14 protein-coding genes are annotated in these 15,422 nt (G+C 39.5%); 9 read left to right on the top strand and 5 right to left on the bottom strand.

Annotated elements, in window-relative coordinates; translation table 11 throughout:
* Nucleotide 1 precedes the first annotated feature (1 nt).
* Nucleotides 2–1,672: a glycoside hydrolase family 28 protein gene (locus IQ31_RS16875; RefSeq protein WP_145328778.1), complete on the bottom strand. Its 1,671-nt coding sequence runs from the start codon at nt 1,670–1,672 to the stop codon at nt 2–4.
* 101 nt (nt 1,673–1,773) lie between these two features.
* Nucleotides 1,774–2,739 carry a pectinesterase family protein gene (locus IQ31_RS16870; RefSeq protein WP_075990270.1) on the bottom strand — a complete coding sequence of 322 codons (966 nt, stop codon included), beginning with the start codon at nt 2,737–2,739 and terminating at the stop codon, nt 1,774–1,776.
* A gap of 314 nt (nt 2,740–3,053) precedes the next feature.
* Between IQ31_RS16870 and IQ31_RS16865 the strand changes: the two genes are divergently transcribed.
* The 3 genes from IQ31_RS16865 to IQ31_RS16855 all read left to right on the top strand — a co-directional run bounded on the left by IQ31_RS16865 (nt 3,054) and on the right by IQ31_RS16855 (nt 7,229).
* On the top strand, nt 3,054–4,355 hold the full coding sequence (locus tag IQ31_RS16865) for a UDP-N-acetylmuramoyl-tripeptide--D-alanyl-D-alanine ligase (protein ID WP_088163284.1): 1,302 nt from the start codon (nt 3,054–3,056) through the stop codon (nt 4,353–4,355).
* 330 nt (nt 4,356–4,685) lie between these two features.
* Complete coding sequence (gene truA / locus IQ31_RS16860) at nt 4,686–5,441, top strand: tRNA pseudouridine(38-40) synthase TruA (RefSeq protein WP_088163283.1); 756 nt, start codon at nt 4,686–4,688, stop codon at nt 5,439–5,441.
* A gap of 24 nt (nt 5,442–5,465) precedes the next feature.
* Nucleotides 5,466–7,229 carry an ABC transporter ATP-binding protein gene (locus tag IQ31_RS16855; RefSeq protein ID WP_145328776.1) on the top strand — a complete coding sequence of 588 codons (1,764 nt, stop codon included), beginning with the start codon at nt 5,466–5,468 and terminating at the stop codon, nt 7,227–7,229.
* Here the strand turns inward: IQ31_RS16855 and IQ31_RS16850 are convergent, their stop codons facing one another.
* Entirely contained in the window at nt 7,230–7,751 is a 522-nt protein-coding gene (locus tag IQ31_RS16850; RefSeq protein WP_075990266.1) for a PglD-related sugar-binding protein, read from the bottom strand.
* 193 nt (nt 7,752–7,944) lie between these two features.
* Here IQ31_RS16850 and IQ31_RS16845 point away from each other — a divergent pair, with 193 nt between their 5' ends.
* Both IQ31_RS16845 and IQ31_RS16840 read left to right on the top strand, forming a co-directional pair.
* Nucleotides 7,945–8,427 carry a DUF4293 domain-containing protein gene (locus IQ31_RS16845; RefSeq protein WP_075990265.1) on the top strand — a complete coding sequence of 161 codons (483 nt, stop codon included), beginning with the start codon at nt 7,945–7,947 and terminating at the stop codon, nt 8,425–8,427.
* Between the two features lie 67 nt (nt 8,428–8,494).
* Nucleotides 8,495–8,959, top strand: coding sequence for a hypothetical protein (locus IQ31_RS16840; protein WP_088163282.1), 465 nt, complete (start codon nt 8,495–8,497; stop codon nt 8,957–8,959).
* A 63-nt stretch (nt 8,960–9,022) separates the two neighbouring features.
* Here IQ31_RS16840 and IQ31_RS16835 read toward each other — a convergent pair whose 3' ends face one another.
* Entirely contained in the window at nt 9,023–9,562 is a 540-nt protein-coding gene (locus tag IQ31_RS16835; protein WP_075990263.1) for a tetratricopeptide repeat protein, read from the bottom strand.
* A 222-nt stretch (nt 9,563–9,784) separates the two neighbouring features.
* Between IQ31_RS16835 and ung the strand changes: the two genes are divergently transcribed.
* Nucleotides 9,785–10,459 (top strand): uracil-DNA glycosylase, encoded by a 675-nt coding sequence (gene ung, locus IQ31_RS16830; protein ID WP_088163281.1) that lies wholly within the window; start codon nt 9,785–9,787, stop codon nt 10,457–10,459.
* Nucleotides 10,460–10,570: 111 nt separating this feature from the next.
* Here ung and IQ31_RS16825 read toward each other — a convergent pair whose 3' ends face one another.
* A complete protein-coding gene (locus IQ31_RS16825; RefSeq protein WP_046673117.1) occupies nt 10,571–11,041 on the bottom strand; it encodes an Lrp/AsnC family transcriptional regulator in 471 nt (156 codons plus the stop codon).
* 332 nt (nt 11,042–11,373) lie between these two features.
* Here IQ31_RS16825 and sufB point away from each other — a divergent pair, with 332 nt between their 5' ends.
* From sufB to sufD, 3 genes are all read left to right on the top strand, one after another.
* Nucleotides 11,374–12,825 (top strand): Fe-S cluster assembly protein SufB, encoded by a 1,452-nt coding sequence (gene sufB, locus IQ31_RS16820; RefSeq protein WP_145328774.1) that lies wholly within the window; start codon nt 11,374–11,376, stop codon nt 12,823–12,825.
* Nucleotides 12,826–12,887: 62 nt separating this feature from the next.
* Nucleotides 12,888–13,646: a Fe-S cluster assembly ATPase SufC gene (sufC, locus tag IQ31_RS16815; RefSeq protein WP_046673119.1), complete on the top strand. Its 759-nt coding sequence runs from the start codon at nt 12,888–12,890 to the stop codon at nt 13,644–13,646.
* Nucleotides 13,647–13,705: 59 nt separating this feature from the next.
* On the top strand, nt 13,706–15,013 hold the full coding sequence (gene sufD / locus IQ31_RS16810) for a Fe-S cluster assembly protein SufD (protein ID WP_088163280.1): 1,308 nt from the start codon (nt 13,706–13,708) through the stop codon (nt 15,011–15,013).
* Nucleotides 15,014–15,422 lie beyond the last annotated feature (409 nt).

Here is a 15,422-nt window from a genome sequence, read left to right as displayed (position 1 = left end):
CCTAATTTTTGATTGTTAAGGATTTGTCCGTACTTCCGGCTGTAAACTGACTGACAGTCTTGGCAGTTCTTGTGTTGGATTTCGAAAGATGGATATTACTGCTTTTCTCACCCGCGACCTCGATATATAGTTCAGGAGCTTCTAATGCTTGGATATGATCTAGATTTATCGCAGTGCTATTACTTATGGCGATCAACGGATTATTTTCTATCGTTTTTAAAGTGATATTTTTCAGATTGACCTGAGAAGCTTCAATGATTTCTATGCCTTTATTGGCCTCCAAGGTTGCATTTTCTATCCAGATCTGCTGAATATGCATTTCGGGGAGACCGCGTAAGAAAATTCCTTTTGATGCTCCTTTCGCTGCGATATTTTTGATATAAAAGTTTTTGAATTGCGGTGTTTCTTCTGTAACCGGAAGCGTGACTGTTTTTACAGCAGACCTCTTTTCTCCTGCCAATGGAACCGGATCTACAGCCGCATAATACATGTCAAATAGAATCGCTTCGCCTGGGATATCAACCATATTGATATTGTTGATGAAGATGTTTTCTACAACTCCTCCACGACCTCTTGTCGTTTTGAAGCGAAGTCCGATATCAGTCCCAATAAACGAGCAATCTTCCACCCAAATATTACGGGCACCACCACTCATCTCGCTTCCGATTACAAATCCGCCATGTGCATGATACACAACGTTATTGCGGATAATTACATTTTCGGTTGGCCTGCCACGGTTACGCCCAGCTTTATCACGTCCAGACTTAATGCATATGCCGTCATCGCCAACATCAAATGTACAGTCTTCTATGAGGACATTTTTGCAAGACTCCACATCTACACCATCGCCATTTTGGCCATACCAGGGGTTACGAACCGAGAGCTTGCGTAAGGTTAGGTCTTCACATAGTAAAGGGTGTATATTCCATGCCGGTGAGTTTTGTATCGTTACTCCTTCTAACAATACTTTTTTACAGTCTGTGAATACCAAAAGATTGGGTCTTAAAAAATCCTTGACATCTTTGAAATCATCGATTGTTGTGCCGGGACGAATAACCCCAGCTTTCTTTTCTTGCGAACCTTTCAGCGAACTTGCGGAGGGGTACCAGATCTCATTGGTGGTGTCGACAGTGCCACCCGATGCAACGAGATTTTTCCATTGCGATGCGGTTAGTTTGTTCTTTTTAACCATCCTCCAGGCATCTCCATTGCCATCAATAATGCCATCGCCCGTAATTGCGATATTATATAGGTTCTTGCCCGATATCGGATTTTGATTGCGCCAGGCCGGCTCACCTTCCCAATTAGATTCAACAAGCTTATATTGATCGAAGTCCTTGGTGAAAAGCAGTACGGCATCTCGTTTGAGGTGCAGGTTTACATTGCTCTGCATTTCAATAGGTCCTGTCAACCAAATTCCAGCGGGGATTAGTACAACACCGCCACCAGTTTCGCTACATCTACGGATAGTTTGATTGATTGAAGCCGTATTAAGAAATTGACCGTCACCTTTCGCGCCATAATTGCCGATATTTAACGTGTCTTTCTTAAATTCGACCTGTTGTACGATAGGACGGGCAGGCTCTTTGGCTATACACAGCTGTGGTAGCACGAGAAGCAATGCAAGAGCGGATTTCAATGTACGTGAATAGTGCTTTTTAAACGAATTCATTTTTTACATTTTGGTTTAAAAATGGTTATTTGTAAAAGCAATTGTACATTCTTTGTCCCTAACTTGGATGAAAAACTTATGCAATCGTTACCGGTCATGACTTATCGATCAAATGTAAGCGTTGGTACCCAATCCTTGAATACACGTTGAAAATTAAGGCTATCGGCCTCTCGATCTGTTAATAGGCGACTCCATTTGACACGATTTTGTGACACTGAGCCTGCGCCTTTGTTTTTATATTCTGCGAAATAAGCTGTTTTCTCATTTGACTCTTTGCCCCAGTTGTGCCAACCTTTATCGTCAATAAATTGGGGAAGATTACAATGCATGAAAATTACTTTGGCATAAGGTCGCCAAGGGCGTCCAAGGTAGAACGTCTTTGTGTCTTTATTTCCCGTGATGTTGCAGTTGTTAAAGATATAGCCAAAATCTACCTGTTCGGGCGTAGATGCTGCGGTAATATAGCCCTTGTTTTTGCAGTGCAGTTCACAATTTTCAAACCAGGCCGTGGACCCGCCAAAGATAAAATCTACAGTACCTTCGATATAGCATTGGTAATAAAGCTGTCTTGTTCCCTTCCCGAAAGTGTATAAGGTGTCTTGAAATCCTAAGAAGCGACAATTGAGAAACAAATTACGGTCTCCGGAGATCCATGCCGCCACTGCCTGGCCCACCGGGCCGGATCCATTTTCGAAAGAAAGGTTTATGGCCGTAAAATCGTCCCCATAGCAATAAAAACTTGCTGAGCCAGAAGTACCCATTTCCTCACCAAAACGATTTTTCTTTTGCGCATAATCGTCATAACTGATAATCGTTTTAAATTTATCTTCACCGACTAATGTAACAAACTGCTTGCTCCCCGGGAGGATGATTTTTTCGCGATATGTCCCGTTTTTGATATATATTTTCGTTTCCTTTTTTCGAAAATCTGGGACAGCATGAATGGCATCTTGAATTGTCGTGAAATTTCCCGTACCATCTTTGGCCACGACAAAATCATAGCTCTTTACTTCCGTAGCAAAAAGAAAAAAAGGAATTAAAAAAAGGGAAAGTATGATCGTTCGCATTCCAAATTGTTTAATTGGTCAATGAAATTACCAATATTAAAGCCTTCCTTAAAGGAAATCCACCAAAATAAATGCGCAAACGTTATCGGTCACGTTTGCGTGAACCGATTGAAAAGACAATTCTAGCATGCTACCATGGCATGAAGCGTGCACTTGTATCTTGAAATATTGCGTGTTTTGGATATCTTTGATTGAGCTTGTATAGCCACAAAAGGATGTTCAGAACGATTAAGGGGCTAAATTGTCTATATGGAGTTCAATTGTATTGCATATAAAAAGCAATTTCTCTAAGTTTGTTCAACAAATTTCTCAACATGGACATCCAATCACTCTATCAGATTTATAAACAGTATCCGAATATTACAACTGATACACGTAAAATAGAAAAGGATAGTATTTTTTTCGCCTTAAAAGGTGCTAATTTCAATGGAAATGCTTTCGCCGAGAAAGCGCTTGAAATGGGCGCTAAATATGTTGTTATTGATGAAGAGACCTACCGAAAAGGAGATGCGTATATTCTTGTTGATGATGTTTTAAAAGCACTACAGCAACTCGCAAATTACCACAGACATCAGTTGCACATACCAATTATTGGTGTGACAGGTACAAATGGAAAAACGACTACGAAGGAATTGCTGTATGCCGTTGTTTCACAGAAATATAAAGCATACGCGACGAAAGGAAATTTGAATAATCATATTGGTGTTCCCTTAACATTATTGGCAATAGATGATTCCATTGAGCTGGCAATCATCGAAATGGGGGCAAACCATCTGGAAGAAATTGCTTTTTTGTGTGGGATTGCCGAACCGACACATGGTTTGATTTCTAACGTTGGTAAAGCACATCTAGAAGGTTTTGGATCTTTTGAAGGAGTGAAGAAAACCAAAGGTGAGCTATACGATTGGCTGCAGGACCATCAAGGTGTATTATTTTTGCAGGCCGATAACCCACACCTCAAAGAGATGGCTTCCGCTCGCCAGATCGCTAACATTGTTACTTATGGTTTTTCGGAAGATAATGACGTGATTGGAAAGCTTCTTAAAGCAAATCCCCTTTTGCAGATTGAGTGGCAAAAGAAAGGGGCGGCCGAATCTTATGTAGTTGATACGCAGTTAACAGGCTCTTATAATACCGAAAACTTTCTTGCGGCAATTGCAGTGGGTCTGCATTTTGGCATTTCTTCTGCGGCGATCAATCGGGGCATTGAAGGCTATACACCCACAAATAATCGCTCGCAGATTATGAAAACGGCCCACAATACGCTGATCTGCGATTATTATAATGCCAATGCAACAAGCATGGCTGCTGCACTGGATAATATCCGGATTATTGAAGCGGATAAGAAGGCTATTGTATTGGGTGATATGTTTGAATTGGGAGCCGAATCCTTTGAAGAGCATAAAAAAATTGTTGAAAACGTAAGAGCTATTCCTGCAGATCGCAAGATTTTTGTCGGCAAAGAATTTTTCGCACATCGGTATGAAGGTGGAGAGTTTTATGAAACTACTGCCGAAGCAAAACAAGCAATCAGCAAAAAGCCGATAACTGATGCCACAGTTTTATTGAAAGCTTCACGCGGCATGGCTTTTGAAAATCTGGTCGATTTACTCTAGCCTTTTTAGCTTTGTGTTATGCACAACGAGGGGATAAGTTCGGGGTGCGACCATATTGCGACCATGGTGCTCCCGCATTGAATGTACTTAAAAAGGTGGACTCAACGTGGACTCACGGTGGACTTACCGTGGTCGCAGGGCGAAGATAGTAGGTGTTTACTGTGGCTTTGGTGCCGCTGAATACCAAATTACCCATCAGGCAGATTTGAGTGAAAAGGAAGTGCAAAACAAACAGTTTTGTCATGTAAGGATTAAATAATGAGTAAAATGAGGAAATTCGTTCTATAGAGAAATGATGCTCATTTGGAAAACGTACCTTTGTTCCATATAATGGATAAAAGACGTTTTTTTTTAGAAATAGCCTATTTTGGACAGGCTTATCATGGTTGGCAAATTCAGAATAATGCAATTTCCGTGCAGGAAGTGCTGAATAAAGCGCTTGAAACCCTGTTGCGGGAGCCGATTGAAACAACTGGAGCTGGCCGTACAGATACGGGTGTTCATGCCAAGCAATTGTATGCACATTTCGATGCAGCCCCCGTGGGTATTCTACAAAAAGCTGATCGTTTCATTCATTCGCTCAATGCCTTATTGCCCTTTGATGTGGCCGTAAAGCGCTTGATCGAAGTGGAGCCCGAAGCACATGCTCGCTTCGATGCAACGCAAAGATCATATGAATACCATCTTCATTTTCATAAAGATCCTTTTATCTATCCCTATTCATGTTTTATGCGCGATCGTCCGGATGTTGAAAAGATGAATGAAGCTGCACAATTTTTATTGGGTAAACAAGATTTCGAATGCTTTAGTAAGTCTCATACGCAGGTGTTTACAAATATTTGCGATATTCGTAGAGCTGAGTGGGTATGGCATACTGAGCAGCATCTGGTTTTTCACATAACTGCAGATCGTTTTTTGCGCAATATGGTGCGTGCCATTGTAGGGACATCGTTGGAAATAGGGATAAAAGGCAAGCCGGTTTCATTTATGCAAGATGTTATTCAAAGTAAGAGCCGCGGAAAAGCGGGTGTTTCTGTTCCTGCACATGGTTTATATTTAACAGAAGTAGCATATCCTTATATATAGAATTTAATAGATATAGAATTTAACGTGAGTCAAGATAAAATAACTGGTAAAACCTACGATATCAATTTAGTGAAACGCATGAGTCGCTATATGCGGCCCTACCATGTGTCATTTTGGATATCGGTCGTTCTAACGATATTGTTGGCCGCTGTGGCGCCCGCTTTGCCTATGCTAATTCAGCATACATTAGATAACTATATTTTAAACTTCGATACCAATGGGTTGTCCCTCATGCTGATAGCGATGTTGGCATTGGTTATCCTGCAGACCTTGATTCGTTATTACCATACCTTAATGACAAATACCTTGGGGCAGTCGGTCATTCGCGATATCCGGATTCAGGTATTTAACCACATTGTTCAACTCCGGCTCAAGTATTTTGATCGTACGGCATTGGGAAAACTGATTACACGTACCATTTCTGATCTGGAGACTCTTTCCAATATTTTCTCTGAGGGCTTGATCCAGATTATCGGTGATTTATTGCAGCTGGTCGTTATTCTGGTTGTGATGTTTTACTCCGATTGGAAGCTAACATTGATTGTTTTAATTCCCATGCCTTTGATGGTGGCAGCAACTTATGTGTTTAAAGAGGCGATGAAATCTGCTTTTATTGATGTGAGGAAATGGGTTTCCAATTTAAATACCTTTTTGCAGGAACACATTACGGGAGTCGGGATTATCCAATATTTTGCACGTGAAAAGCAGGAAATGGATAAGTTTAAAGAAATTAATGCGCAACATCGCAATGCACATATTCGAACCAATTGGTACTTCTCCATCTTTTTCCCTGTTTTGGAAATTATCATGGCTATTGCTTTGGGATTATTGGTATGGTTTGGTTCCAAACAAATTATGGGTGATGTGATCTCTCCGGGTGTAGTTGTGGCCTTCATCATGTATATCAATATGATCTTTAGGCCCATTCGGGAACTTATTGACAAGTTCAATACACTTCAAATGGGTATGGTCAGTGCTGAACGAATTTTTGAAGTCTTGGATACCGATGAAAAGACGCCTAATTTGGAGACTTTGAAACCCGCACATATCAAAGGAGAGATTGCGTTTCGCGATGTTTGGTTTGCTTATAATGAGGAAAATTGGGTTCTGAAAGATGTTAACTTCAATGTTAATCCGGGCGAGACCTTAGCTTTAGTTGGGGCTACCGGTGCCGGAAAATCTTCTACCATCAATATTCTAAGCCGGTTTTATGAAATCAATAAGGGTGAAATTCTATTGGATGGCCGTAATATCCGGGATTATGACCTTGATTATCTGAGAAATACTATTTCGACGGTATTGCAAGATGTATTTCTCTTTTCGGATAGTGTCATCAATAACATTACATTAGGTGATCCTGCAATATCTAGAGAGCAGGTGATCGAAGCGGCAAAGGAAGTCGGTGCGCATGATTTTATTATGCGACTTCCTGGGGGCTATGATTATGATGTGAAAGAGCGGGGAGCAACTTTATCTGCGGGGCAGGCACAATTGATTTCTTTTATACGGGCTTTGGTACACGATCCTCGCATTCTTATTTTGGATGAAGCGACTTCTTCTGTTGATACCGAAACGGAAGAAATGATCCAACATGCAATTGATAACCTCATGAAAGGAAGAACATCGATTGTTATTGCCCACCGCTTGTCCACCATTCAGAAGGCGGACAAGATTATTGTGTTGGATAAAGGCGAAATCAAGGAAATCGGAACGCATCAGGAATTGCTATCTTTCGATGGTTATTATAAAAAACTATACGACTTACAGTTTCATTCCGCAGGGATTTAATTAAGCGATAATACTCTCTTTGGGGATAGTTTCTTCGTCTTCGATACGTGTATTTGCTTTAATTTCTGAACCTCGACCGACTAGAACGTTTGCTCCGATTGAGACATTTGGGCCGATGTTGACAAAATCTTCAATAATGGTGTTGCTTTCGATAACGGCGGAACCGGCAATAACGCAGTGGTTGCCTATTTGTACATCTGGAGCGATCGAAGCGCCTGGGAGAATAATGGTGCCTTCACCAATTTCGGCTCTTTTTGATACGTAGGCTTTAGGATGGATGAGGGTCTGGAAGTTCCAGTTTGCGTTTTCTGACACAATCCTTTGGCGAAGACCAGGATTCTTCACTGCGACAAAGAAATTTTCTTCCGTGCCTTTTGATTCATGATGAAGTTGAACCTCATAATCAAATACATCTTCAATTAGTAGCGATTTGTCGATAAGACCACCAATTTCAATCGCTAAATCTTCTGCTACATCTACCGCAGTTTTAGCATGAGCGGTTGCTCCATATATGTATAACATGGTATTTTTTTTTCGCAAAGATAAAGCTTTCTAAAAAGAAGCCCTTTGATATGATGTAAAAAAATACAACAAAATGTCAGGTTTGATTGTTTTGGTGTTTATAGAGCTGTAGGGTTGGTTGTTTTTTCGGTCGCAATTATATTGCATATGAAAATCAATTTATCTAAGTTTGTTGATATACAAAAATTAAACTATGATTCAACGTATCCAAACTGTTTATTTGCTGATAGCAGGATTAGTCATATTTGGCTTGTTTCTATTTCCCTATGTTAATTATAGCGATTTAGTGGGTTTAGGAAAGAATGTGAAGGTGACTGGTGTGTATAGTGTTGCTGCTGGCCAGTCTGTACATGAGGGGGGATTTGGTTATATTCTCCAGACCGTGGTGACCGTGTTATTGGGAGGACTTCCGCTATTTACGATATTTAAATTTAAAAAGCGTAAAGTTCAACTTTTGCTTATATGGGTGGAGATTGTGGCAATTATCTTATTTGCAATCTGGTTATACTCGTCTGCAAGTACTCATCTTGCCACCGTGAGCCAGTTTTTAGGTGCCGGGAATATCGGGGTAGGTTTCTTTTTGTTGCCAATTTCGATTATTTTCTGTGCGTTAGCGATGGGTGGAGTACGTAAAGATGAAAAGTTGATCCGATCTGCCGATCGATTGCGAGCATAATTTTAAGACAATAAAATAATACGAGTTAAAGCCACGAAGATCGTGGCTTTTTTAAATATAATATGATATGAATGTTTTTTTTAGATATGTTGTTGTCTTGATCCTCTTTCTTGGAGGTGGGCTTGTAAAGGCTCAGTCGGCAGATTCATTGCTGGTTGTTGACGATATTCAATTCGATGTGCGGGAATTTCACTTCGATGAGGGTAAGAATGAACTGGTGATCAATTTGTTTGCGATATCTTATAGTACCGATCCACGAGAATATAAAATGAACACCTTTTCCACGCAAGTGTTGGATCAGAAGAAACAACCCCATTTCTTTTCAACGATTCAGATGGGAAATGTTTTGGTTAAATTTGAAGATAAGCAGAATTATCTGCACTATTTGCTAGAAGAAGATAAGCCTGTGGATATACAGGTCATTGTTAAGGATTGGAAGAAAACGGATAAGCCGGTTATGATTAAACTGGTGTTTGAGAGTAGCACGGAAGAGGGGGAGTTTTTGGAAGTTCCTATTCCATTAAAGAAATAGATTTTGGCTCTTGAGCAAAAAAGCTTCAAAGTTATACTTTGAAGCTTTTTTGATTATTCAATATTATCGATTGTATCTGATCTGCTGTTTGTCCATCATACCCATTTGGTCTTTCATCATTTTGATCTGATCGGCCAATAATTTGTTTTTATCTGCTTTTTTCGCTTCTTGAAGTAGTTTTTCGGCTTCACGCTTGTTGCGTTTTGCCATTGCTACACCTGCCAGGCTTAATTTTGCTAAAGCGATATTATGATCCATATGTAAGCCCAACGCCAATGCCTTCTTAAAATATTTTTCGGATTGCATAGGTGCGCGTTGTGATTCGATCAGTCCGATCAGCATATTGTAGTAACCGTGCTGTTGTGGGATCAATTGCTTTTCGTAGTTGGTGATTTTACGTAGCCATTTTTCAGCTGCGGCCATATTTTGTTTACGCATATACCATTGCGCAATCAGCATATATTCGTGGAAAAATACAGTAACAAAGCCTAAGATCGTGATCAGGATACCTAAGATTCCCCATCCCCAATTTCCAGTCCAGAATAAGGCAACTGTTCCGATCAGCAATGCACTGCAAATAATGATTCTAACGAGATTTGACATAAATCTTTGTTTAAAATATTTGTATTCAATTTAATTCTGCAAATATCCGTTAATTTCATCGTTTAAGCAACTCGTTCAGGTGGTTATTTTGTAAAAATGTGTTTTTCCCCCTGAAGAGGATATGGATAAACAAGATGTGATCGTTTTTTTTGCTGTAGTTCCTTGAAAAGAGCTTATGAGGATAAATTTGCCTTTATATGCAACTTTATCTATGTTTGGGGTATGGAAAAGCAATACGATGATTCTTGGGCTCCTGTGCTAAAGCCTTTGTTTGGTCAAACCTATATGAAACAACTGTCTACTTTTGTGCAAGAAGAGCGTCAGAAAACGAAAGTGTTTCCACCGGCAGATCTGGTGATGAATGCTTTTAAGCTGACGCCATTGGACCAGGTAAAAGTAGTTATCTTAGGGCAGGATCCTTACCATAATGATGGGCAGGCACATGGCTTGTCTTTCTCTGTGCCAGAAGGGATTGCTTTGCCGCCATCCTTAAAAAATATCTTTAAGGAATTGCAAGACGATATACCCGGTTTTGTTGAGCCGCGTGCTGGCGATTTGACCTATTGGGCCAAACAGGGTGTACTGTTGTTAAATGCGACATTGACAGTGCAGGCGCATCTGGCAGGTTCCCATCAAAAGAAAGGTTGGGAGATTTTTACAGATAGTATTATTTATGCCATTTCGGAGCGTTGTGAACATGTCGTATTTCTGTTGTGGGGAAGTTATGCCCAAAAGAAAAGTGTGCTCATCGATGCGAAGAAGCATCTTGTGCTAACGGCGGTTCATCCATCACCGTTGTCTGTCTATCGTGGTTTTTTTGGTAGTAAGCATTTTTCACGCGCAAACCAGTATTTGATGGAACATGATAAAACCCCAATTGATTGGCGCCTGGTTTAAGTTTTGTCTTGAGTTAAATAAACATCATTGCCGGTTATCGTCGCATGGAGCAAATACGTACAAAAGCGGAGATTCCGGTAATGATGTTTTTGATTGGGCTTATTCCTTCGCTTAATATTCTAAAGGAATAATTGGCTCTTTTTTGCTGGTTGACATAATCATCATGGTTTGGAATGTCTTTACAAAAGGTATTTTGGAGATTTTTTCCATGATGACACCTTCATAAGCTTTAATATCTTTTACGTAAACCTTGAGGATGAAATCACAATTGCCTGTAACGTGGTGGCATTCGGTTACCTCGGGTATCATTTTGACAGCAGCAACAAACTCAGGGATAGCGTTATGTGTATGGAAATCGAGTGAGATCTGGATAAACGATTTGATTCCAAGTCCCAGTTTCTCCTCGTCTACAAAAGCATGGTAACTTTTGATGAAGCCAGAGTTTTCCAGTTTTCGCACACGCTCTAAAGTTGGTGCGGGAGATAGTCCGATGCTAGATGCGAGTTGCAAATTAGTTATACGACCATTCTCTTGTAATAATTTAAGAATTTTTAAATCTGTTTTATCCGGTGCAAAGGGCATATCTTAAGTCTTAATAATCAATAGTATTTGTAAATATACAAAATTATATTTGGAAATTTAAAAATATACAAAATTATTGATGATTAATAGATTTTAACTATATTAGGGTTGTTTAGCTATAATTTTAATCGATGTAAAATCATTTGACTGTCATAATCGATTGAAATGTGCTCATTTTAATGAAATGGAGTGATAAATGTCATTTTTTTATTAAAAATGCCTTCGTAAGGTGCTATTAAATGCTGTTTTATTGGCTTTGAAATTGTAACTTTGCAGTTCGATAGGTGCGGAGGTGAAGCCCTCCCAAATTAGTTAAACCGTGAGAGCGCAATATGAGTACTAAAGACGACGATTTGTTAAAAGAGCTGGAGCTCGAAGAATATAAATACGGGTTCACGACAGATATCGAAATGGAAATTGCAGCCAAAGGCCTTACTGAGGATACGGTTCGTTTTATTTCGGCAAAAAAGAATGAACCTGAATGGCTATTGGAATGGAGATTAAAAGCTTTCCGTCATTTCTTGACGTTAAGAATGCCTACTTGGCAGAATTTCAAAGCTCCTGAAATTGATTTTCAAGAGATTTCCTATTATGCAGCCCCAAAAGCAAAACCACAGCTTAATTCGATGGATGAGGTTGACCCTGAGTTGATTGCTACCTTTGAAAAACTGGGGATTCCTTTGGATGAGCAAAAAGTATTGGCAGGAGTTGTGGCGGTAGATGCTGTCTTTGACTCGGTATCTGTCAAAACAACGTTTCGTGAGAAATTAAAAGAACAAGGTGTTATTTTCTGTTCATTTGGTGAGGCCGTGCAAGAGCATCCTGACCTGGTGAAAAAATATTTGGGTACAGTGGTTCCACAGACGGATAACATTTATGCAGCGTTGAATTCTGCAGTATTTTCGGATGGATCCTTTGTTTATGTTCCAAAAGATGTTAGATGTCCAATGGAATTATCTACCTACTTCCGTATCAATGCACAGAATACCGGACAATTTGAACGCACGTTGATCATTGCAGATGAGGGAGCTTATGTTTCTTATTTGGAGGGATGTACTGCACCTATGCGTGATGAAAACCAGCTGCATGCTGCGGTAGTAGAATTGATTGCCGAACGCGATGCTGATATTAAATATTCTACCGTGCAAAACTGGTACCCTGGTGATAAAGATGGAAAAGGTGGTATTTATAACTTTGTAACCAAGCGTGGAATCTGTAAAGGTGATAACAGTAAAATCTCCTGGACACAGGTAGAAACTGGTTCTGCAATTACATGGAAATACCCTGGTGTGATTTTAAAGGGTGATAACTCTATTGGCGAGTTTTACTCTGTGGCCATGACACGTAATTATCAGGTAGCTGATACAGGAACGAAGATGGTTCATTTGGGTAAAAACACGAAATCTAAAATTATTTCTAAAGGTATTTCTGCCGGTAAGAGCCACAACAGTTATAGAGGTTTAGTGAAAATCGGCCCAAATGCAGACAACTCACGTAACTTTACCCAATGTGATTCCTTATTGATCGGTGATAAATGTGGGGCACATACATTCCCTTATATCGAAAATAGAAATAAGACAGCCAAATTAGAGCATGAGGCGACTACTTCCAAAATCGGTGAGGACCAAGTATTCTATTTGAATCAACGTGGTATCGATTCTGAGAAAGCTGTTGGTTTAATTGTCAACGGGTATGCAAAGGAAGTATTAAATCAATTGCCGATGGAGTTTGCTGTAGAGGCTCAAAAATTATTGGCAATTTCATTAGAAGGTTCAGTAGGATAGATAAAAAATCATTGGGAATGTAGTTTATGACGCTACATTACACCATACTCAATACGAATAAAATGTTAAGCATTAAAAATTTACATGCGTCTGTAGAAGACAAACAAATATTAAAAGGGTTAAACCTAGAAGTAAAAGCTGGAGAAGTTCATGCGATTATGGGACCAAATGGTGCTGGTAAAAGTACATTAGGTAATGTATTGGCCGGACGCGAATCATATGAAGTAAGTGAAGGTTCTGCACTATTGGACGGTGTAGATTTATTGGATCTTTCACCTGAGGACCGTGCACGTGAAGGGCTGTTTTTGGCTTTTCAATATCCTGTTGAAATTCCGGGCGTATCGAATATCAATTTCTTGAAAACAGCTGTAAATGATATTCGTGAGTATAAAGGCCTTCCTCCAATGGAAGCGAAGGAATTTTTACAAATGGTAAAAGATAAGCAAAAATTGGTTGAATTTTCGGCTAATTTGGCTAACCGCTCTTTAAATGAAGGATTTTCCGGTGGTGAGAAAAAGCGTAACGAAATTTTTCAATTAGCGATGTTGAATCCGAAATTATCTATTTTGGATGAGACAGATTCTGGTTTGGATATCGATGCCCTTCGTATCGTTGCAAATGGCGTGAATCAATTGCGCTCTAAAGACAATGCTTTTATTGTTATTACACACTACCAACGTTTGTTGGATTATATCGTTCCAGATTTTGTTCACGTATTGTACAATGGCCGTATCGTGAAATCGGGACCTAAAGAATTGGCTTTGGAGCTCGAAGAAAAAGGATACGATTGGTTAAAAGAATATGATACACAAAACGCCTAATCTTTTACCTGAGTAAATAGGATTGGAAGAGAATTTTGGCGATTTGATTAAAAAATAACATGAGTACATTAGTTTCAGAATCATTACTTCAACAAGTGTTGGGAGCTTTCAAAGAGCAAGGCGTTTCAGACGAACCTTCGTTTTTCGTGGAGGCCCGCCAACTTGCATTCGAACGTTTCGAAGCAGCAGGCTTTCCCACCGTTAAGAATGAAGAATGGAAATATACAAACATCCACAGTATTATCAATAAGCCTTATGCGCTTGATGTCGATGTGGATATCGAAGGCTTAGACTTTAGTGCAGGGGAGATTCCTCAGTTGGATGCTTACCGCATTATCTTGGTGAACGGTCAGTATGTGTTGGCGGTAAGTGAATTAGAAAATGTGAAGGGACTGTCGGTTATTCCAATGGATGAAGCCACTTCAGAGCCTGCATTTGAGAGCCATTTTGCTAAATATGCGGACAAGTCAGACAATATTATGGTCGCATTGAATACGGCTGCTTTTACAAATGGTGTTTTTATCCATTTGAAAAAGGGAGTTGTACTTGATAAACCAATACAGATTATTCATGTCGCTACAGGAAAAGAGGATTTCTTTGCACAAACACGTAATTTGATCGTTGTCGAGCCAAATGCAGAACTTGAATTGATCGAAAGTTTTATCACTGCAGCAGGTACCGCAAATAATGTGCACAATAAGGTCTCTGAGATTATCGTCAAAGAGAACGCTAAAGTACAACATTATTATTTGCAGCTCGCAGAATCTGTAAGTCGTTACTTTAATCATACAGAGGTATACCAAGAAAAAGATAGCCTTTATAATAATTACAACTGTAATTTTCCTGGCGCCTCGTTTATCCGTAACAATATCAATGTTCGCTTGGATGCAGCGCATGTGGAGAGCCATTTATATGGAATCAACTTAACTGCAGGTGATCAATTAGTCGATAATCATACCATCGTAGACCACCTTAAGCCACATTGTGAGTCTTACGAATGGTATAAAAATATTACACAGGACAAATCCGTTGCAGTTTTCAATGGAAAAATCTTTGTACGTGAGGATGCTCAAAAAACAAATGCTTTTCAGCAGAACAATAATATGCTGATGTCAGACAATTCGGCGGTTTATACCAAACCGCAATTGGAGATCTTTGCGGATGACGTAAAATGTTCACACGGATGTACCATCGGTCAGTTTGATAATGAGGCCTTATTTTATTTGAGAGCAAGAGGAATTGGTGAAGAGTCTGCCCGTATCCTGTTGGTACATGCATTTGCATTTGACGTAACTACACGTTTCTCTAATGAGGTTGTTCGCAAATATGTTGAAGAGCTTGTAGAAGAAAGCCTAAGAACAAATTAAATCCATTTAGGATCATATAGCTTTTAAAATGGCGTTTACCGATACGGTGAACGCCATTTTTATAGAAACAATTGGATCTGTGGTATCTTTCTGTGGTTTTGTACGACCATGTACTTGTCTTTATATACAATTTACGCTTATAAACCTTGGGTTTTATAGCGTGTTCGCTTTTTTCTTGTTAAGCCTCTATCGATAAATAGATGATAGTGAGTCTAAATCTTACTTATTTTTGTATTAAGGTGGCCTATTGTGCTTATTTTATGGTAATGTGCTGACCGTTCAGTATTTACAGCAGATGCTATTGCAACGGCTTTTGTTATAGCAGGACTTATTGTGGTATTGGTTGGGGTATTATATCTTTTCAATGATCCAATTAGAAGGCTGGCAAAAAAAAAGTATAATGCTATAG

Source organism: Sphingobacterium siyangense (assembly GCF_007830445.1).
Classification (GTDB): domain Bacteria; phylum Bacteroidota; class Bacteroidia; order Sphingobacteriales; family Sphingobacteriaceae; genus Sphingobacterium; species Sphingobacterium siyangense.
Note: the sequence above shows the minus strand (reverse complement) of the source record. Positions and strands in the feature narration are given on the sequence as shown.

Coding starts and splice junctions, on each gene's coding strand:
- IQ31_RS16875 (WP_145328778.1), bottom strand. CDS start 1,672: ATGAATTCGTTTAAAAAGCACTATTCACGTACATTGAAATCCGCTCTT.
- IQ31_RS16870 (WP_075990270.1), bottom strand. CDS start 2,739: ATGCGAACGATCATACTTTCCCTTTTTTTAATTCCTTTTTTTCTTTTT.
- IQ31_RS16865 (WP_088163284.1), top strand. CDS start 3,054: ATGGACATCCAATCACTCTATCAGATTTATAAACAGTATCCGAATATT.
- truA (WP_088163283.1), top strand. CDS start 4,686: ATGGATAAAAGACGTTTTTTTTTAGAAATAGCCTATTTTGGACAGGCT.
- IQ31_RS16850 (WP_075990266.1), bottom strand. CDS start 7,751: ATGTTATACATATATGGAGCAACCGCTCATGCTAAAACTGCGGTAGAT.
- IQ31_RS16845 (WP_075990265.1), top strand. CDS start 7,945: ATGATTCAACGTATCCAAACTGTTTATTTGCTGATAGCAGGATTAGTC.
- IQ31_RS16840 (WP_088163282.1), top strand. CDS start 8,495: ATGAATGTTTTTTTTAGATATGTTGTTGTCTTGATCCTCTTTCTTGGA.
- IQ31_RS16835 (WP_075990263.1), bottom strand. CDS start 9,562: ATGTCAAATCTCGTTAGAATCATTATTTGCAGTGCATTGCTGATCGGA.
- ung (WP_088163281.1), top strand. CDS start 9,785: ATGGAAAAGCAATACGATGATTCTTGGGCTCCTGTGCTAAAGCCTTTG.
- IQ31_RS16825 (WP_046673117.1), bottom strand. CDS start 11,041: ATGCCCTTTGCACCGGATAAAACAGATTTAAAAATTCTTAAATTATTA.
- sufB (WP_145328774.1), top strand. CDS start 11,374: ATGAGTACTAAAGACGACGATTTGTTAAAAGAGCTGGAGCTCGAAGAA.
- sufC (WP_046673119.1), top strand. CDS start 12,888: ATGTTAAGCATTAAAAATTTACATGCGTCTGTAGAAGACAAACAAATA.
- sufD (WP_088163280.1), top strand. CDS start 13,706: ATGAGTACATTAGTTTCAGAATCATTACTTCAACAAGTGTTGGGAGCT.